The organism is Tenacibaculum lutimaris, from assembly GCF_003610735.1.
Taxonomy (GTDB): Bacteria; Bacteroidota; Bacteroidia; order Flavobacteriales; family Flavobacteriaceae; genus Polaribacter; species Polaribacter lutimaris.
Genome location: NZ_RAQM01000006.1, coordinates 82,285 through 100,279, shown reverse-complemented (window position 1 = coordinate 100,279; position 17,995 = coordinate 82,285). Strand labels below are relative to the sequence as shown.

General features: G+C 31.7%; 20 protein-coding genes. 7 read left to right on the top strand and 13 right to left on the bottom strand.

Features of this window, described 5'->3' with window-relative positions; translation table 11 throughout:
- The first annotated feature begins 13 nt into the window (after positions 1–13).
- The 3 genes from C8N26_RS00585 (at position 14) to C8N26_RS00575 (ending at position 2,969) form a co-directional block, all read left to right on the top strand.
- Complete coding sequence (locus C8N26_RS00585; protein ID WP_120185591.1) at positions 14–949, top strand: glycerophosphodiester phosphodiesterase family protein; 936 nt, start codon at positions 14–16, stop codon at positions 947–949.
- 52 nt (positions 950–1,001) lie between these two features.
- Positions 1,002–1,931 (top strand): glycerophosphodiester phosphodiesterase family protein, encoded by a 930-nt coding sequence (locus tag C8N26_RS00580; RefSeq protein ID WP_120186051.1) that lies wholly within the window; start codon positions 1,002–1,004, stop codon positions 1,929–1,931.
- Between the two features lie 234 nt (positions 1,932–2,165).
- On the top strand, positions 2,166–2,969 hold the full coding sequence (locus C8N26_RS00575) for a zinc-dependent peptidase (protein ID WP_120185590.1): 804 nt from the start codon (positions 2,166–2,168) through the stop codon (positions 2,967–2,969).
- A 4-nt stretch (positions 2,970–2,973) separates the two neighbouring features.
- Here C8N26_RS00575 and C8N26_RS00570 read toward each other — a convergent pair whose 3' ends face one another.
- The 11 genes from C8N26_RS00570 to C8N26_RS00520 all read right to left on the bottom strand — a co-directional run bounded on the left by C8N26_RS00570 (position 2,974) and on the right by C8N26_RS00520 (position 14,400).
- Positions 2,974–3,162 (bottom strand): YgaP family membrane protein, encoded by a 189-nt coding sequence (locus C8N26_RS00570; protein WP_028891241.1) that lies wholly within the window; start codon positions 3,160–3,162, stop codon positions 2,974–2,976.
- 2 nt (positions 3,163–3,164) lie between these two features.
- Positions 3,165–3,470: a hypothetical protein gene (locus C8N26_RS00565; protein ID WP_099215687.1), complete on the bottom strand. Its 306-nt coding sequence runs from the start codon at positions 3,468–3,470 to the stop codon at positions 3,165–3,167.
- A 1-nt stretch (position 3,471) separates the two neighbouring features.
- Positions 3,472–6,678: an efflux RND transporter permease subunit gene (locus tag C8N26_RS00560; protein WP_120185589.1), complete on the bottom strand. Its 3,207-nt coding sequence runs from the start codon at positions 6,676–6,678 to the stop codon at positions 3,472–3,474.
- 87 nt (positions 6,679–6,765) lie between these two features.
- Positions 6,766–7,839, bottom strand: coding sequence for an efflux RND transporter periplasmic adaptor subunit (locus tag C8N26_RS00555; RefSeq protein ID WP_120185588.1), 1,074 nt, complete (start codon positions 7,837–7,839; stop codon positions 6,766–6,768).
- A gap of 7 nt (positions 7,840–7,846) precedes the next feature.
- Positions 7,847–9,160, bottom strand: coding sequence for a TolC family protein (locus C8N26_RS00550; RefSeq protein WP_120185587.1), 1,314 nt, complete (start codon positions 9,158–9,160; stop codon positions 7,847–7,849).
- A gap of 120 nt (positions 9,161–9,280) precedes the next feature.
- Positions 9,281–9,808, bottom strand: a complete 528-nt coding sequence (locus tag C8N26_RS00545) for a ferritin-like domain-containing protein (RefSeq protein WP_120185586.1) — start codon at positions 9,806–9,808, stop codon at positions 9,281–9,283.
- 122 nt (positions 9,809–9,930) lie between these two features.
- Entirely contained in the window at positions 9,931–11,007 is a 1,077-nt protein-coding gene (cydB, locus tag C8N26_RS00540) for a cytochrome d ubiquinol oxidase subunit II (protein WP_120185585.1), read from the bottom strand.
- Between the two features lie 3 nt (positions 11,008–11,010).
- Positions 11,011–12,339 (bottom strand): cytochrome ubiquinol oxidase subunit I, encoded by a 1,329-nt coding sequence (locus C8N26_RS00535; protein ID WP_120185584.1) that lies wholly within the window; start codon positions 12,337–12,339, stop codon positions 11,011–11,013.
- Between the two features lie 75 nt (positions 12,340–12,414).
- The gene (gene trxA, locus C8N26_RS00530; RefSeq protein ID WP_028891232.1) at positions 12,415–12,714 is read right to left on the bottom strand and encodes a thioredoxin; all 300 of its coding nucleotides are present in this window, start codon (positions 12,712–12,714) and stop codon (positions 12,415–12,417) included.
- Positions 12,715–12,718: 4 nt separating this feature from the next.
- Positions 12,719–13,702 carry a c-type heme family protein gene (locus tag C8N26_RS00525; RefSeq protein ID WP_120185583.1) on the bottom strand — a complete coding sequence of 328 codons (984 nt, stop codon included), beginning with the start codon at positions 13,700–13,702 and terminating at the stop codon, positions 12,719–12,721.
- Positions 13,703–13,767: 65 nt separating this feature from the next.
- Entirely contained in the window at positions 13,768–14,400 is a 633-nt protein-coding gene (locus C8N26_RS00520; RefSeq protein ID WP_120185582.1) for a Crp/Fnr family transcriptional regulator, read from the bottom strand.
- Between the two features lie 144 nt (positions 14,401–14,544).
- Between C8N26_RS00520 and C8N26_RS00515 the strand changes: the two genes are divergently transcribed.
- Both C8N26_RS00515 and C8N26_RS13435 read left to right on the top strand, forming a co-directional pair.
- On the top strand, positions 14,545–14,964 hold the full coding sequence (locus C8N26_RS00515; RefSeq protein ID WP_028891229.1) for a CBS domain-containing protein: 420 nt from the start codon (positions 14,545–14,547) through the stop codon (positions 14,962–14,964).
- A gap of 126 nt (positions 14,965–15,090) precedes the next feature.
- Positions 15,091–15,243 carry a hypothetical protein gene (locus C8N26_RS13435; RefSeq protein ID WP_170141608.1) on the top strand — a complete coding sequence of 51 codons (153 nt, stop codon included), beginning with the start codon at positions 15,091–15,093 and terminating at the stop codon, positions 15,241–15,243.
- 88 nt (positions 15,244–15,331) lie between these two features.
- Here the strand turns inward: C8N26_RS13435 and rpe are convergent, their stop codons facing one another.
- Positions 15,332–15,988 (bottom strand): ribulose-phosphate 3-epimerase, encoded by a 657-nt coding sequence (rpe, locus tag C8N26_RS00510; protein WP_120185581.1) that lies wholly within the window; start codon positions 15,986–15,988, stop codon positions 15,332–15,334.
- A 150-nt stretch (positions 15,989–16,138) separates the two neighbouring features.
- Positions 16,139–17,002 (bottom strand): sigma-70 family RNA polymerase sigma factor, encoded by an 864-nt coding sequence (locus C8N26_RS00505; protein ID WP_028891227.1) that lies wholly within the window; start codon positions 17,000–17,002, stop codon positions 16,139–16,141.
- A 213-nt stretch (positions 17,003–17,215) separates the two neighbouring features.
- On the opposite strand from C8N26_RS00505, the gene C8N26_RS00500 reads away from it, so the two are divergent.
- Both C8N26_RS00500 and C8N26_RS00495 read left to right on the top strand, forming a co-directional pair.
- Positions 17,216–17,785, top strand: a complete 570-nt coding sequence (locus tag C8N26_RS00500) for an RNA polymerase sigma factor (protein WP_028891226.1) — start codon at positions 17,216–17,218, stop codon at positions 17,783–17,785.
- 5 nt (positions 17,786–17,790) lie between these two features.
- The gene (locus C8N26_RS00495) at positions 17,791–17,985 is read left to right on the top strand and encodes a hypothetical protein (RefSeq protein ID WP_038005480.1); all 195 of its coding nucleotides are present in this window, start codon (positions 17,791–17,793) and stop codon (positions 17,983–17,985) included.
- Positions 17,986–17,995 lie beyond the last annotated feature (10 nt).

Sequence of the window (17,995 nt, the reverse complement as noted above, 5' to 3'; positions counted from 1 at the left end):
TAAAAATAATTAAATGATGAAATTTAAGAGTTTAATATTATCAATACTCCTAGTCAGCGCTGTAAGTTGTAAAAAAATCACTGAATCAAAAAATGAGGAAGAGCCTAATAAAAAGCTAAGTAAACTAGAAAGTTTGCTCGCTAATTTGCACGATTCAACCAATAAAGAAGTTATAGTTGTAGCTCATAGAGGAGATTGGAGAAATGCTCCAGAAAATTCACTTCAAGCAATACAAAGCTGTATTGATATGGGGGTTGATATGGTAGAAATTGATGTAAGAGAAACAAAAGACGGTCACTTAGTTTTGATGCATGATAAGACTATAGATAGAACAACTAAGGGTAAAGGAGCAGTAAATGAATGGACTTTAGATAGTTTAAAAACCTTACAGCTTTTAGATGGTTTAGGAGTGGCTACTTCAAATAAAATTCCAACATTAGAAGAAGCTTTAAACTTATGTAAAGGTAAAATACTGGTTAATTTAGATAAGAGTTACGATATTTTCGATAAATGTTATGAAGTTGCTAAAAAAACTCAAACATTAGATCAGATAATTATAAAAGGAGCGAAGTCTAAAAAACAAGTAGAAAATGAGTTTGGAGAGTATTTAGATAAAGTAAACTTCATGCCAATTGTAAGGTTGGCAAACCCAAATGCAAAACAAACAATAGATGAATATTTGGAAGGAGATATTCCTTTAGCGTTTGAGTTTACTGTCCCTCAAGATACAATTTCGCTTATAAAAAAATTTAAAACTATTCGAAATAAAGGAGCAAGTGTATGGGTTAATTCATTATGGGCTAAACATAATGGAGGTCATGATGATGAGAAAGCATATTTAGATGTAAATGTTTACGATTGGTTTATTACGAACAATATAGATATTATTCAAACAGATAGACCGAAGTTGTTATTAGATTACCTTAGAAGTAAAGGACTTCATAATTAAAATAAATAGTATGGAGTTTTTTACTCCATACTATTTTAAAAACAATCAAAAAATGAAAAGAATAGTATTTATAATAACTGCATTGTTTTTATTCAGTGTAGTTAGTGATTCTAATGCACAAGAAAAAAATTTAGAGAAGGCAGCTTTAGTTTTAGAACAGCTAAAAAAGCCTCAGAAGAACCATGTTTTGGTTGTGTCACATAGAGGAGATTGGAGGTACGCACCAGAAAATAGTTTAATGGCAGTACAAAGGTGTATTGATTTAGGGGTCGATATTGTTGAAATAGACGTACGTTTAACTAAAGATGGGCACTTAGTAGCTATTCACGATACAACTGTTGATCGCACAACCAATGGTAAAGGAAAAGTTAGTGATATGACTTTGGAAGAAATTAAAAAGTTAAGACTTAAAAATGCCTGCGGAGTAAGACATTCTAGGCAACAAATACCTACACTTAAAGAGATAATGTTGTTAGCTAAAGGGAAAATAATGATTAATTTAGATAAAGTTGAAGGAAATACTGTAAGGGAAGCCTACGAGGTTTTAAAAGAAACTGGAACAGTAAATCAAGCAATTTTTAAAGGAAGAGAAACGGTTGATTTTATGCTTAAAAAGTATGGAGATTTAATGAAAGAGATCATATATATGCCTATACTAATTGATAATACTGATAACCCAGAGGAATTTGTGAAGGATTATAACAAAAAATTATCACCTATAGCTTATGAGGTTACCTTTTCAAGTACAAACACTAAAAATTTTAAAGAAATAAAAAGATTAAATAAAAAAGGAATAACTGTTTTAAATATCCCACTTTGGGATGCATTAGTTGCAGGAAGAACAGACGAAATGGCTCTATTAGAAGGACCAGAAGTATCTTGGGGCTGGTTAATAAAAAATGGAGCAAATGCAATTATGACTGATAGGCCAGAAGAATTATTAAGCTATTTAAAAAAAGAAGGATTGCGTAGAGAAAAGTAGTTTTTTATAAATTTCTGTTTATTTTGAAGAGGGTTGGAAAAGTTATTTTTCTAGCCCTTTTTTATGAGACAGAGTAAAAATTAAAACAGCAGAAGATAAGCTCTCTGCTGTTTTTTTATCTTTAAGGGAAATATTGGGGAAAGGTTGCTTAACTGATTGTAAAATTAAAAAAAGCTATTGTTAAGTAATGTAACCTAAGTTACATAAGCTATATTTGATTTTTTCAAAATTGATATGAAACCTATTTTTTTAATTAAATATACTGCCATTTTTATTGGTTTTATTGGGGTTGGAGTTAATGTTATTGAGTCCGTTTATGTATCTATTTTTAACAAACCTATTTTTGTGCATTTTTACCCAATAAAGAAGAAATTGCCTAAGAAAAAGAAAGCGTTTTTAGTTGAAAATGTAAGGTTCTATAAAAAACTAAGTGAAAAACAAAAAGTGTATTTTGAACATCGACTGACCAAGTTTATCAGAACCTATGATTTTGTTGAAAGAGATGATTTTGACTTAACTCCAGAAGCAAAAGTTCTAATAGCAGCATCGTATATTAAATTAACTTTCGGAATGCGTAAATACCTTACAACAACTTTCGATAAAATTATAATATATCCTACTAGTTTTTATTCAACAATAACTAAACAATATCATAAAGGAGAGTTTAACCCAAGATTAAAATCTATTGTGTTTTCTTGGGAAGATTTTTTGTTAGGAGATATTGTATTGAATGATAATTTAAACTTAGGAATTCATGAGTTTTCACATGCGTTAACCTTTCATGGAAGAAAATCGAAAGATGTAAGTGCCCGAATTTATTACCGTTTATTTGAAGAAATAACCAGTTTTATGGATGATAAAGCGAATGCTGAAAGAATTAAATCATCAGGTTATTTTAGAGCATATGCATTAACAAATAAATTGGAATTTGTTGCTGTAATTATGGAGCACTTTTTTGAAACTCCAAAAGATTTACAGCAACAATTTCCACAATTGTATAAAAAGATTCAACTCATGTTAAACTATTCTGTAGTATAAATAGTTACTCTTTTACTTTAAAAACCTTGGTTAAAATATCATCCATTAAACACCATTTGGTTAATGATGATTGTAATAAATTGGCACCTACAAAAGCAGTAAACCATAACCAATTAATATTTACTTTAATAGCTAAGATTAAACTAATAAGTATAAAACTACCAGCAATACCACGTACAATTCTATTCTTCATAATTAAATATATTTATCAATAGGAACCACAACAGCTCGTATTGGATTATTTGTTTCTAAATTTTTATTAAAAGTTTCAATTAAGTTAAACAGTGTATCTATTTTATCAGTTTCAGTAAATGAGAAATACATATATGAACCAGTTGCTTTTTCATTTCCAGAAAACCAATCATTTACAGAAATTACAGGAAAAGAATTTCGAAAACCTTCAATATCAGAAGCACTAAAATTATCTATAGCTGCTTCTTTTAATAGTTTCATTACTTCATTTTGAAGCCCATCAACTACGGTTATTATTAATAACTTCATCTTATTTATAGTTTTTACGTTCAATTAAATAGTATACTAATGGTACTACCAATAAGGTTAGTACAGTTGCAGTAATAGTTCCTCCCATTAAAGAAATGGCTAATCCTTGGAAAATAGGGTCAAATAAGATTACAAATGCCCCAATAACTACAGTACCTGCAGTTAGTAGAATAGGAGTAGTACGAACAGCACCAGCTTCTATAACAGCTTGTTTTAACGGAATTCCTTCTGCTAAACGTAAATTAACGAAGTCAATAAGTAAGACGGAGTTTCGTACCATAATTCCTGCTAGGGCAATCATTCCAATAAATGAAGTAGCTGTAAAATAAGCCCCCATCATCCAGTGTCCTAAAATAATTCCTACCATAGATAATGGAATTGCAACCATCATTACAATTGGAGCTTTAAAGTTTTGAAACCACCCTACAATCAACATATAAATAATAATGATTACTCCTAAAAAGGCGATACCTAAATCTCTAAACACTTCTAAGGTAATTTGCCATTCACCATCCCATTTTACGGTGTAATTATCTTCAAAATCGGGTTGTTTAATGTATAGCTCATTTAATTCATATCCCTTTGGAAGCGGAATCTCTTTTAATTTTTCTTCCATCCCTAAAATAGCATAAGCAGGACTTTCCAATTCCCCAGCCATATCAGCCATCACATATACCACACGTTTTTGATTCTTTCTGTAAATACTTTTTGCGCTGTTCTTTTCTTCAATAGAAACTAAATCACTTATAGAAACCATGTTGCCGTGTTGCGATTTAATCTGTAACTGAGCAATATCTTGAACAGAAGACTTCTCTTTCTCATCCAAAGCAAACACAATTCCTACTTGATTAGAAGCGTCTTCATCATATAAGGTTGAAACCGCTCTGTTAGACAATGCCATATTCAATGTGTAAGCAATTTGCTGAGGTGCCACACCATACAACATTGCTTTTTCCTTGTCGATTACAAATTCATATTCAGTTTGATTGTCTTCTACCATCCAATCGATATCTACAACGTCATTTGTATTATGTAAGATATTTTGAACTTCATTAGCAATTTCAATTTGCTTTTCATAATCTGGCCCGTACACTTCAGCAACAATGGTTGATAATACAGGTGGTCCTGGTGGAACTTCTACTAATTTTACATTTGCTTTGAACTTTTTAGCAATGTTTTGAATATCACCACGCATCAATTTAGCTATATCGTGACTTTGTATACTTCTATCTTTTTTGTCAACCAAGTTTACCTGAATATCCGCCATATTACTACCACCACGTAAATCGTAGTGACGTACCAATCCGTTAAAGGTAATTGGGGCAGAAGTACCCACATAACTTTGGTAGTTTACTACTTCTGGTCGTGTAGCTAAGTACTGTGCAATTTCTTTGGTTACCGCATCGGTACGTTCTAATGTGGTACCTTCAGGCATATCAATTACTACCTGGAATTCGTTTTTATTATCAAAAGGCAACATCTTTACAGCTACCGATTTGGTAAAGAATAACGACATAGAACCTAGTAATAAAACAATAGTGATTCCTAAGAATGCCCAACGTTTGGTTTTATTTTCAATAAGCGGACGCTCGAATCGTTCATACAATTTATAGATTAGCGTGCTTTGCATTGCTTTGGTTTCATCTTCTTCTACCTTTTCCTCGGCACCATGCTTGTCTTTTTCGCGTAAGAAAATATATCCTAAATACGGAGTAATCGTTAACGCAACAAATAATGACAAAATCATGGCGATAGAAGCTCCAATAGGCATTGGACTCATATAAGGCCCCATTAATCCAGAAACGAATGCCATTGGTAATACCGAAGCAATTACGGTAAAAGTGGCTAATATAGTTGGGTTACCTACTTCGTTAATAGCATATAAGGCAGCTTGCTTAAACGGTAATCGTTTCATTTTAAAATGCCTATGCATATTTTCGGCAATAATAATGGAATCATCTACCACAATACCTGTTACAAATACCAAAGCAAATAAGGTAATTCTGTTTAAGGTATAATCTAACATGTAGTAACTTAACAAGGTAAGCGCAAAAGTGATGGGAACTGATAAGAATACCACTAAACCACCTCGCCATCCCATGGCCAACATTACGACTAAAGTTACGGCGATAATAGCACCGATTAAGTGTAATAATAATTCTGATACTTTTTGTGAGGCTGTTTCACCATAGTTACGTGTAACTTCAACATGTACATCATCAGGAATCAAGTTGGTACGTAAATGATCAACCTTAGCTAAAATAACATCGGCAATTTGCATTGCATCTGCACCTTTTCGTTTAGCTACCGATATGGTTACCGCTGGATATTCTGATTGATATGTCGAAGCATTACTACTCGCTTGTCCGTACCCAAAACTTACATAGTTTTTAGGAATTTCTGGACCGTCTAGTACGTTCGCAACTTGTTTTAAATAAATTGGTTGATTTTGTTGTACACCAACGACTAAGTTTTTAACATCTTCAGCAGATTGTAAAAACTTTCCTGTAGTTACTAAAAACTCGGTATCATTTTTATCATAACTTCCAGCACTCAGTTGCTGATTGCTGGCTTTTAGCATTTCAGTAACCGATAAAAAGTCTAGCCCACTAGCGGCTAATTTATCTTTATCTATTACAACACGTACTTCACGATTTCTACCTCCAATTTTTTGAGTAATCGCTACATCGTTTACCTTTTCGATTTCGTTGGTAAGTTCTTGTGCCATTTGTTTTAATTGATAGTCATCATAGTTTTCACTCCATAATGTCAACCCTAACATAGGTACATCATCAATTGCACGTGTTTTTACCAAAGGCATCGTAACACCTTTCGGCATTTGATCCATATGTTTGTTAATCTCATTGTATAGTTTTACAAACGAGCGTTCGATGTCTTCTCCCACATAAAACTGAACAATGACCATTCCTTGTTCTTTCATCGAAGTAGAGTATACGTACTCTATTCCTTTGATGTTCGAAATTATTTTTTCTAAGGGTTTGATAACTCTCGATTCTACTTCTGTAGGGCTCGCTCCTGGATACCCTACAAAAATGTCAGCCATAGGCACATCAATCTGTGGTTCTTCTTCTCTCGGAATTAAAAAAGAACTATACACACCAATTACCATAAACACTACCATTAATAATATGGTAAGTTTAGAGCCTATAAACCCTTTGGCTATTTTTCCTGCTAAACCTTCTTTCATGTTTTATTATTTTGGGCGTTACCACTATGTGGTCGGGCTATTCGCGCTACATGGTAGCCTGCTTCTATCCCTAACGCAATTTTTTACTTATTTAATTGTAATGTTCGCTCCGTTGTATAGCTTACCTTCAGAAGAAATGATATAACTTTCATTGGCAGATAAACCTGATAAAACTTCTACTTGATCTCCAAAAGTTCTTCCTAAGCGTAACCAACGCAACACAGCAGTATTACTTTGACTTACCGTATAAATTCCTGATAGTTGTCCTTTGTGTACTAAAGCTTCTGACGGAATTAAAACCATGTCAGTACTTTTTTGTGTTTTTTCAACAGGAAACTGAACAGTAGCAAACATTCCTGATAACAATTTCACATCGGTTTTATCTAGGTTAATTTTAACTAAGTATTGTCCTCCTGTGTTTTTTGCTGAGGTACTTACTTCTGATACGTTACCTGTAACTGTTTTGTTGATTGATTTGATAGTTACATCAACCTTAGTATCCTTTTTAATTTGAGAAATATCACTTTCTGGTACTAACGCAGTAACTTCAAATCCGCCTTTTCCTTCTACAGAAATTAAAGGCATTCCAGGATTCGCCATTGCACCTTTATCAATAAATTTGTTAGTTACCACTCCTGAAAAAGGGGCTCTGATATTCGTGTAAGCAAACTGAGAATTGATTTCATTTCTCATCTGTTTTGCAGCTTCTAAATTAGCTTTGGCAACATTGTAATGAACAGTGATATCGTCAAACTCCTTTTGAGAAGCGCTATTTTGTTCAAATAAGTTTTTAAAGCGATTGTAATCTTTTTCAGCACTTGAAAATCCTGCTTTCGCTTTAATAATGTTAGCCTCTACTTGAGCTTTCTTAGCTTGTAAATCGCTGTTATTGATAGATAATAATAATTGACCTTTGTTTACTTTATCACCAACTTTTACGTGTATGTTAGTTACATAACCCATCATACGAGTACTTAATTCAGCACTGTTGGTAGCTTCCACTTTTCCGCTTGCTGTTATAAACGGATTGTTATCATTAGCCGTTACTTTGGCAACTTTTACAGCTACTGTTGGTTTGTTGTTATTGTTTGTTGTTTCTTTTTTACCACAACTTATTGTTAAAAGTGATGCGGCAAGGGCGATTGTATATATAGTTTTCATTTGTTGATTATTCTTTAGTTAAAAAATCTAAGTAAGCTTTGGTATAATTATATTGATATACAGTTTGGTAATATTCTAGTTGCTTTTGAGCATATTGCGTTTCAGCGGTTAATAAATCAGATGTTTTTTCTAACCCTTCTTTAAATCTATTTTTTCTGATTCGTAAGGCTTCTTCTGATTGTTGTAAAGCCAATTCGGTTAGTTTTAACTGTTCCTCAGCATCAGTTAACAATCGTTTGGTATTATTTAATTCTAATTGACTTTTAGATTTGTACTGTTCGTATTCTAATCTAGACTTTTCATACTGCGCTTTACTTTTTTGTGCTTTTCCGTAGCGTTTAGAGCCTTTGAAAATATCCCAAGTTAATTGCGCTCCTATTACGTAACCACTTGCATCAACATTGAAAATTTTATCATCGTACAACTCGTAACTACCAAAAGCATTTAAGCGTGGAAGAAAATCCATCTTATCGGCTTTGTGCATTTTTTGATAAGCCTCAGAAGCTAATTCCATTGCTTTAATATCTGAACGGTTTTCAGAAATAGTAACGTCAGCTAGTTGATTCGTTAAGTGTACTTGCAAACTATCTGAAGGTTCATAAATGTTGTTTTGTGTTTCATTCATTAAAAAAGACAAATAGTTAGAAGCATTTAGCACATTGCTTTTTGCTGTTTGTAACTGATTTTTTACTTCAGTAACTCTAACTTCAACTGCTAGTACATCTGCACGTTGTAAATATCCCTGCTTAAAGCTGTTTTCTGCCATTTGTTGGTTTACTTCTGCAGCTTTTAATGCTTTTTCTAATACTGAAACTCCCTTGTGAGCTAATTGCAATTGCATGTATGCTTTTTCTACTTCAAGTAATAAATATTCTTGAGTACGTTGTGTTTGCAAGTTGGTTGCTTCCATTTTAGTTTTAGCAGCCTTACGTTGGTAAATACCGTCTAAATTCACTAAAGGTTGTTGTACTTCAATTTTAGTAGCGAAGTTTTGTGTTCGTTTTGGGTTATTCAATAAATCAGGATTGAAATCTGCCTGTGTTAAAATTTCCTGATTCAATTTACTACCAAATGCCATTAATGGGTTGGTTGTTACAATTCCTGTATGAGAGGCAGTAATATTTGGTAAGAATACAGCATTGGTTTGCTTATAATCGGCACGTGCTTGCTGATAGTTTTGTTCAGATATTTTTAAAGAGGTGTTATTTTCCTGAACTCTTTTTAAAACTTCACCTTTTGAAATGGAAATTTTAGTTTGAGCTAGGGTAGTAGCAGATATAAAAAGTGCCACCGTAAATAAACTAATATATGATGTTTTCATTTTTTCTGTTTTGTTACAGCAAATTTAGTGGCATAAAACACAGTAGTCAGTAACTAATGTTACAATGAAAAAACGCCTAAACAAAAGTCTAGACGTTATTAACTAACAATTAAAAATCAACTAATACTTGGAAATGTTTCTGTTAAATGCGTTTAAGTGATTGTATGAAGCGTTTAATAAATTGGTATATACATTTATACTGTATTCATCATTGGTGTTCTTAATAGCTAACTGTAGATCTTCAATATCTTTTTCTTCAATTAACTTACCTACTTCAAGTGCATCTAGTTTAGATTTTTGTCCTTTACTTATTAACTCATCATATAACTTTTGAAGTTCAGAATTTTTAAAAACACCTCTTTCTTTATTTAAGGTAAAGGCAATATTATTGTATTGTAATAAACCTTTCATGGCGTTCATATGTCGTTCTTCGCTTTGACTGATGTTTTCAAAAACACGTAGGTTCCATTTTTCATTAAGGAAGTTATAAACATCAAAAGCTAATTTTTCTTCTTCTAACATCAAAAGCATTTCATTTTTTTCTTGTTGAGAAAGAGTAAGACTGGTGTTGTTTGTATTTTGGCAAGAGCTACTAACACTTGAAAAAAGTAATAAGAATAGCAAGCCTATTGTGTTTAAAGTTTTCATGATAACAGCTTTTAAATTATACACTAATTTAAATATTGTATAGGCTGTAGTCTGCAACTTTAGTTACATAGGAGTAAGGTTTTAATAGAATGTTTTTTATTTAGCTAAGTATAAGAAGTAGACTAATGCTCACCATAGTCTACATCATCCATTTTTCCTTTAAAAACTTTATACTGAATAACAAAATAAACAATTACTAGTATTGTAGCTATAAAAAACCAATTTATACCAACAGATAAACCGTATTCGTCAGCAGCTACATTGTAAATTGTTAAATCAGGATTTATATTATTAGTTGAAGGCAAAACTTTAGGGAAAATTGAAGCGACTGTAGTTGCCAAGCCTCCTAATAAAAACAACGAAGAATATAAAAAACCAGTGATGTGCTTTGTATATTTTTTTACGTTGAATAAACCAAACAAGCCTATAAACGTTAGTAAAGGAAATATCCAAAGGAAAGGATGTTCTATAAAATTATGAAATGGTTTAGGTTCTATAATATGCCAAGCGAATAATGAAATAATTACTAAGCCTAATAAAACAAAAGAAAGAGTAAAAACAACTTTCTTTAATTGGTTATTAATACTAGCATTGGTTTTGAAAATTACCCAATTGGCACCATGAATTGTTAGTGATACTACTGCAATAATTCCTAGAAGTAAAGTAAACCAATCAATAACACCAAGTGTTTCAGAATGAGGAGAGAATTCCGAATTCCATAAAGGAAGGAAAAAATAATGTGCTTCATGAGTAGAAACACCATCTACCACATTTCCTAGATTAACACCACGTACGACATTTCCTAATGCAACTCCAAAAAATAAGGCAAGAAGTAAACTGGCAATTCCAAAAGCTTTATCCCAAATACTTTCCCATATTTTATTATGTATTTGTCCGCGAAGCTCTAAACCAATAGCTCTAAAAATTAGTAGCCATAAAACCATCATTAAAGGGAGGTAAAAACCACTAAATGATGAAGCGTATAAAGTAGGGAAAGCAAAAAATAAAACACCACCAGCAGCAATCAACCATACTTCGTTTGCATCCCAAAATGGACCTATTGCTTTTACAACCTTTTTTTTGTCTTCTTCTTTTTTAGCAAAGAATAAATGAATAATTCCTGCGCCAAAATCATAACCATCTAAAATAACATAAATGGCTAACATTGTAACTAATACTACATACCAAAATAGTTCCATAACTTAACGTGTTGTTTGAGGTCCTTTGTTAATGATTTTTCCAACTAAAATTAAAAATAACATTCCTAATAGTAGGTATAATCCGATAAATCCTAAAAGAGTAAATAAAGTGTTTCCTGAGGATACTGTAGGAGATGCTCCAGCAGATGTTCGTAGTAAATTATAAACTAACCAAGGTTGACGGCCTAATTCAGCAGTATACCAACCAGTGGTATTAGCAATATAAGGAAATGGAATCATAAAGAGTAATGCCCATAAAATCCATTTTGTATCATATAACTTTTTTCTAAATAATTGAACAATGCTAGCTAACATCAAAGCAATAAAAATAGTTCCTAATCCCACCATTATATGATATGCATAATACAAACCCGGTATGTTTGTTGGGTAGTTTTTTTCATCAAACTCATTGAGTCCTTTAATTTCTGCATTCCATTCTTGATAGGTTAAAAAGCTTAAGATGTTAGGAACAGCAATTTTATTGTCTAATTTTTTCTCCAGCATATTTGGTTGTCCAATTAATATTATTTCAGAACCTCCTTTTTCTGTTTCAAATATACCTTCCATAGCGGCAAAGGTTATAGGTTGATATTTTACTACATTTTTAGCGGCTAAATCACCTGTAGGAAAAGCAACTAAAATAGATGCTACAACTCCGAAAATAACTCCAGTTTTTAAAAATAATTTACCAAATTCTAAGTGCTTCTTGTTTAAAAGATAAAGAGCTCCTATACCAGCGACTACAAAAGAACTGGTAACCAAGGAGGCTGCTTGATTATGTAAATAAGAAGGCCATAACCATGGGTTTGAGAATAAAGCTGAAAAGTTATTTAGTACAAACTTACCGTTGGCTAGTATTTCATAGCCTACAGGATTTTGCATCCAAGAATGTGTAGCAATGATTAAAAAACCACTTGCCCAAGAACCTAAAAAGACAAGGAATCCAGTTAAAAAATGAAGTTTATGTCCTAGTTTTTTTTCACCAAATAAAAATAATCCTAAAAATGAAGATTCTAGGAAGAAAGAAAACATTCCTTCCATAGCTAATGTTTGACCTATAATACCACCAGTAAGCTCGGAGAACTTAGCCCAGTTAGTTCCGAATTGAAATTCCATAGGAATCCCAGTAACTACTCCCATGGCAAAGTTTAAAGCAAAGATTTTCATCCAAAACTTAGCAGCATCGTTGTGTTTTTCAAGTTTAGTTCTTAAAAATTTCCATTTAAAGAAGACTATCATTAAAGATAGTCCCATTGTTAATTGTGGAAATAAGTAGTGAAAAGTAATAGTGAAAGCAAACTGCATTCTATCATAAAAGAGCATGTCTTCCATACTGAAGATTGTTTATGAGGTTATTAAATAAGAACGTTTTTTTAGTAGCAATAAGGTGTAATAAAAATAATGATATTATTTCACATGGTTATTAATAATACTAATCAAATCGTTCTTATATAACATTCCTGATTGTCTCCATAATAGTTTGCCTTCTTTAAAAAGCATAAAGGTAGGAACACCCCTAATTTGGTAGGTATTGGCTATTTGTTGATTTTTATCAATGTCTATTTTTAAAATAATAACATTTTCTCCTAAATCTTCTTTTACTTCTTTTAATATAGGAGCCATCATTTTACATGGACCACACCATTCAGCAAAGAAATCAACCAAAACAGGTTTGTCTCCTTTAATTATTTCAGAAAATTTTCCCATAATTTTAATTTTTAAATGTTATGCTCCAAATTCCTCGTACCTGATTTACATCGTAACCTTGAGCTTTATCGGTGGGGTATAGGAGAGCTAATTCTTTTAAAGTTTCAGGTTTTATTTGTGTGTTAGGGGTTCCATGGCATTGTAAGCACATGTTATTCGTTATAATAGGGTAATAGAATTGGGTTTTGTTACCTACTTGTTTCGTAACAGGTTTAATTTCCTCTTTGTTACTTACAATTCTTTTGTATCCTTCAATAATATTTAACTCTTCAGTGTTTGCAGTATTGTTGAGGTTTCTTGGTTTGTCTGAAACTCTTTTAATGGAAGCATTAAAATTTGTAGCCATACTATCGGTTAGCTTGTAAGCTTTTTCATTACAAAATTGTAAAGCGTGTAAAGTTCCTTTTTTTTGAATTGCACTCATTAAGTTTTTACCTAATGTTTTTTTAGTTTCCATGGCGTACTCTAATCCAGTTTCTTCAGGAGTTTTGCTAGATTGGATATCGCTTACCTCTCTACCTGAATTAATATAGCTTTTACTTTGCTTAGACTCCCAATGCTCTTTAAACCAGCTAGGTTCTTCAATTTTATAGTTATATAGATAATTTGCTATCTTCTTGAGATCTTCTTCTTCAAACTTTTGATAAGGCATCACTCCAAATCTTTTGATAGCGCCTCTCATTTTAGCGCTTTCTTTTGTAGGGTTTGCTACGAAATTTATGAAACTTTTAGTAAACTCTTCTTCTGAGGTGTTCTCGTTAATATAATGCGCTTTAATGGCGATCATTGGTGGAGCAACCCTTTCGTCATGTGGTGTAGCGGCATTATGACAAACAAAACATTTTGTTTCAAGCAGTTTTTTTCCAGGAGGAATACTAGCTTCTTCTGTTACAATATTTTTGGAGTTTTTCTTAGAGTAATCACTTTTTTTAGCTTGATTACAGCTAACAATAGATAAAATAGTAAGTAAAGCTATTAATTTTTTCATCGTTCTAAAATTTACTATAAAGGTAGAACGATTCTCCTGTAAAATATGTAACTTAAGTTACAGGCTTATAATTCTAACACTTTAATTTGGTTACGATATAACTCTATTTTATGTTGTTTTTCTAAAGCTTTTAAAAGTCTAGATACAACAACTCGAGAGGTATGTAAATCATTAGCAATTTGTTGGTGTGTTACATTTATAGTATCGTTATTATTTACCAATGCTTTGTCTTTTAAATATTTTAATAAACGTTGATCCATGTTTAAAAAAGCAATGGTATCAATAGCATCAATGAACTCTTGTAATCTGCTATGATAACTATGTAAGATGAATTCTTGCCAGCTTCTATATTTACTAAGCCATTCACTCATTTTTTGTTTAGGTATCATTAAAAGTTTCACATCAGTTTCAGCAACCGCTTTTATTTTGCTTTTAGTTTCCCCCATACAGCAAGAAAGAGTCATGGCGCAAGTGTCACCTTTTTCAATATAGTATAAAACAAGGTCGTCCCCTTCTTTATCTTCACGTAAAATTTTAATGGCACCACTTAACAATAGAGGTATAGAGGTAATGTAGCTTCCTATATCAATAATAACATCGTTTGCTTTTACATCTTTTGCTATGGCGACATCAGCTATTTCTTTTAATAATGCATCTTCAAATAAGTAGCCGTAGTATTTCTTTAAGTCTTCAGTCAAGATAAAATGTTTTTTGTAAAAATAAGTAAATATTTACACTTTAGATATAAATAAAATAGGAGTGAATCTATGATTTAAATCAGTTTTTTACTTAAATATAATGCTGAAATTTGAAATAGATAATAATACAAAACTATAGTAAAGATGAAAAAAAGAACTCCAGTTTCAGCAATAATGACAAAAGAAGTAATCACTTTAAGTAGTACTGATGATTTAATGACTGCTGAAAAAATATTTAAGAAAGAGAATATTAGACATATTCCAGTAGTAAGTGGAAGCGAAATAAAAGGAATGTTAAGTTATACAGATTTATTACGAATAAGTTTTGCAGATGCAGTTGATGAAAATGAAACCGACGTAGATACAGTAGTGTATAATATGTTTACAATAGACCAAGTAATGGCGAAAAATCTGGTAACTGTAAACTCAGATACAACGATTAAAGAGGTAGCTGAGATTTTAGCAAAAAAAGAGTTTCATGCGTTACCTGTTGTAAATAATAATGAATTAGTAGGTATAGTAACAACGACCGATTTGATTAATTATTTATTAGAACAGTTTTAGTTTTTATATAGGAAATAAACACAGATAATAAGTTAATAATAAGGAAATACCTTACTTTTATTATGGCTTTTTCTGAAGCGAATTATTTGACAGAATTTATTTTTGAGAAACTTAAAACACTTTATTATGTTAAAAAATATTTCAAGCTTAGGTTCAGTTTTAAATAAGTCAGAACAAAAATCAGTTAATGGGGGATGGATTTATGTTTTATGTCATAACTGTGAACCTCTTCCTAGAGGTTATGTTTGTATGAATGATGTTATCTGCGGAGGAGAATAAGCTTTCGTGAAAAAAAGCCATATAAATATTTATATGGCTTTTTTTAATAATATTATTTAGTCCTACTTATTACTAAAGTATGTTGTTCTTAATTTATAATATTTTTTAAATTTTCAATTGTATCTGTAGGGTTGTCACTTTTAAAAACAAAACTACCTGCTACTAATACATCAGCACCAACTTCGATTAGCTTATTTGCATTTTGGTCAGTTACACCTCCATCAATTTCAATTAAAGTGGATGCTTCGCTAAATTCAATTAAGTTTTTTAATTGTTGAATTTTCTTGTACGTATTTTCAATGAATGATTGTCCGCCAAACCCAGGGTTTACACTCATAATACAAACTACATCTAAGTCTTTTATTATGTCTTCTAAAACTGCGATAGGTGTGTGCGGATTTAAGGCAACCCCAGCTTTCATACCAGCAGCTTTTATTGCCTGTACAGTTCTATGTAAATGTGTACAAGCTTCATAATGTACGGTTAAAATATCGGCGCCTAAATCAGCAAAAGTTTGAATGTAACGATCAGGATCTACAATCATTAAGTGTACATCAATAGTTTTATTAGCATGTTTTGCAATTGACTTTAAAACAGGCATTCCGAAAGAAATATTTGGTACAAAAACACCATCCATAATGTCAATATGAAACCAATCTGCTTTACTATCATTAACCATTTCAACATCACGTTGTAGGTTACCAAAATCAGCCGCTAAAATTGATGGGGCTACAAGTTTTTCCATTAATATATAAGTTGTTGTGTTGTTATTAATTGCAAATATAGTTAAAACTAAGAGCATTAAAACCAAAAAGAAAGCTCTCAAATTTGAGAGCTTTCATTCATTAATCAAAAAACGAATAGTTACGATAACTATTTGTTGTTGTTTATATTATTAACCTAAGTAAGTCATTAAAATCTTACTACGAGATGTATGTTTTAATCTTCTGATGGCTTTTTCTTTAATTTGACGTACACGTTCACGAGTTAAATCAAATGTTTCACCAATTTCTTCTAAAGTCATTGGCTGGTGCTCTCCTAAACCAAAGTATAACTTTACAACATCAGCTTCACGTGGAGTTAATGTTTCTAAAGCACGATTAATTTCGATACGTAATGATTCGTGTAATAAAGTTTTATCTGGATTTGGCGATTCACCAGAGTTTAATACATCATATAAGTTAGAGTCTTCACCTTCGATTAATGGAGCATCCATCGATACGTGACGACCAGAATTTTTCATCGACTCTTTAACATCATTTACAGTCATGTCTAATTTCTTGGCAATTTCTTCAGCACTTGGAGGGCGCTCATTTTCTTGCTCTAAGAAAGCATACATTTTGTTGATTTTGTTAATAGAACCAATTTTATTTAATGGTAAACGAACAATACGAGATTGTTCAGCCAATGCTTGTAAGATAGATTGACGAATCCACCATACAGCATAAGAAATAAACTTAAATCCACGAGTTTCATCAAAACGTTTCGCAGCTTTAATCAATCCTAAATTTCCTTCGTTAATTAAATCAGGAAGTGTTAATCCTTGATTTTGGTATTGTTTTGCAACCGATACCACAAAACGTAAGTTAGCTTTGGTTAATTTTTCAAGAGCTCTTTGGTCACCAGCTTTAATTCTTTGCGCTAATTCTACTTCTTCATCGGCAGTAATTAAGTCTACTTTTCCTATTTCTTGCAAATATTTGTCTAAAGACGCGGTTTCTCTGTTGGTAACCTGTTTTGTAATTTTAAGCTGTCTCATTCTACTTCAAATGTATTTTAATTTCACTCTACATTATCTTATACGTAAGCATAGAATCTTTTGTTACAAAAAAAAGATGTTTTTTTGAGATAATTCACTTAATTGTTAATGTTTTGTTAATTTTGTAAATTAAAAGAAAAAGTTAGTGACCCCCGTTTAAAATTCTGTGTCTTACAACTATTATAACTAAAGGAAAACTAACTATACTGCCCCTTGGAGAGTATTGATGTAACAAAATTAAGCGACGAAGAATTGGTTCGTAAAATAGTAGAAAAAAATGATACTCATTTGTTTGCTGCTTTATACGACCGTTATGCTGGTGTGGTGTATAACAAATGTTATGGATTTTCATCAAGTAAAGAGGAAGCACAAGATTTAACGCATGATGTGTTTATTCGTTTATTTGTAAAATTGAGAACTTTTAAAGGAAAGTCGAAGTTTTCTACATGGTTGTATTCTTTTACCTACAATTTTTGTGTGAATTACGTACAAAGAAATAAAGAGAAAAGAAAAGAAAAAGTAACTGTAGTAACAGATGAGATAAAAGAGGAAAATAGTGTTAACGATATAGATGATACTACATTATTCGAGTTAAAGTCAGATAAACTGGCTAAAGCACTCGAAATGATTTCTCCTTCTGAGAAAATGATATTATTAATGAAATATCAAGACGAAATGAGTATAAAGGATATTTCAGAGGGGTTAGAATTAGGGGAAAGTGCTGTAAAAATGCGCTTAAAAAGAGCTAAGGAGAAAGTAATTAAAGCGTATAATGAATTGTAATAATTATGGATAACCCATTCAAAAAAATATTACATAACGAAGAGTTGCCCGAAGTACTTAAAAGTAGAGTGCTTAATGATGTCGCAATGATAAAACTATCCATTGATATGGCTGATTTATTTGTTGTAAAATACCCCAACACGATTATAGATTTAATGGGAGGAGGAAAAGCCCAAGATAAAAAAGACGATAATAATTAATTGAACCAAA

Excerpts from the sequence above, each read along its gene's own strand:
- C8N26_RS00575 (WP_120185590.1), top strand. The coding sequence starts at position 2,166 with ATGAAACCTATTTTTTTAATTAAATATACTGCCATTTTTATTGGTTTT.
- C8N26_RS00555 (WP_120185588.1), bottom strand. The coding sequence starts at position 7,839 with ATGAAAACTATATATACAATCGCCCTTGCCGCATCACTTTTAACAATA.
- C8N26_RS00565 (WP_099215687.1), bottom strand. The coding sequence starts at position 3,470 with ATGAAGTTATTAATAATAACCGTAGTTGATGGGCTTCAAAATGAAGTA.
- cydB (WP_120185585.1), bottom strand. The coding sequence starts at position 11,007 with ATGGAACTATTTTGGTATGTAGTATTAGTTACAATGTTAGCCATTTAT.
- C8N26_RS00495 (WP_038005480.1), top strand. The coding sequence starts at position 17,791 with ATGGATAACCCATTCAAAAAAATATTACATAACGAAGAGTTGCCCGAA.
- rpe (WP_120185581.1), bottom strand. The coding sequence starts at position 15,988 with ATGGAAAAACTTGTAGCCCCATCAATTTTAGCGGCTGATTTTGGTAAC.
- C8N26_RS00550 (WP_120185587.1), bottom strand. The coding sequence starts at position 9,160 with ATGAAAACATCATATATTAGTTTATTTACGGTGGCACTTTTTATATCT.
- C8N26_RS00535 (WP_120185584.1), bottom strand. The coding sequence starts at position 12,339 with ATGGAAGACATGCTCTTTTATGATAGAATGCAGTTTGCTTTCACTATT.
- trxA (WP_028891232.1), bottom strand. The coding sequence starts at position 12,714 with ATGGGAAAATTTTCTGAAATAATTAAAGGAGACAAACCTGTTTTGGTT.
- C8N26_RS00560 (WP_120185589.1), bottom strand. The coding sequence starts at position 6,678 with ATGAAAGAAGGTTTAGCAGGAAAAATAGCCAAAGGGTTTATAGGCTCT.
- C8N26_RS00585 (WP_120185591.1), top strand. The coding sequence starts at position 14 with ATGATGAAATTTAAGAGTTTAATATTATCAATACTCCTAGTCAGCGCT.
- C8N26_RS13435 (WP_170141608.1), top strand. The coding sequence starts at position 15,091 with ATGTTAAAAAATATTTCAAGCTTAGGTTCAGTTTTAAATAAGTCAGAA.
- C8N26_RS00505 (WP_028891227.1), bottom strand. The coding sequence starts at position 17,002 with ATGAGACAGCTTAAAATTACAAAACAGGTTACCAACAGAGAAACCGCG.
- C8N26_RS00545 (WP_120185586.1), bottom strand. The coding sequence starts at position 9,808 with ATGAAAACTTTAAACACAATAGGCTTGCTATTCTTATTACTTTTTTCA.
- C8N26_RS00580 (WP_120186051.1), top strand. The coding sequence starts at position 1,002 with ATGAAAAGAATAGTATTTATAATAACTGCATTGTTTTTATTCAGTGTA.
- C8N26_RS00515 (WP_028891229.1), top strand. The coding sequence starts at position 14,545 with ATGAAAAAAAGAACTCCAGTTTCAGCAATAATGACAAAAGAAGTAATC.
- C8N26_RS00525 (WP_120185583.1), bottom strand. The coding sequence starts at position 13,702 with ATGAAAAAATTAATAGCTTTACTTACTATTTTATCTATTGTTAGCTGT.
- C8N26_RS00570 (WP_028891241.1), bottom strand. The coding sequence starts at position 3,162 with ATGAAGAATAGAATTGTACGTGGTATTGCTGGTAGTTTTATACTTATT.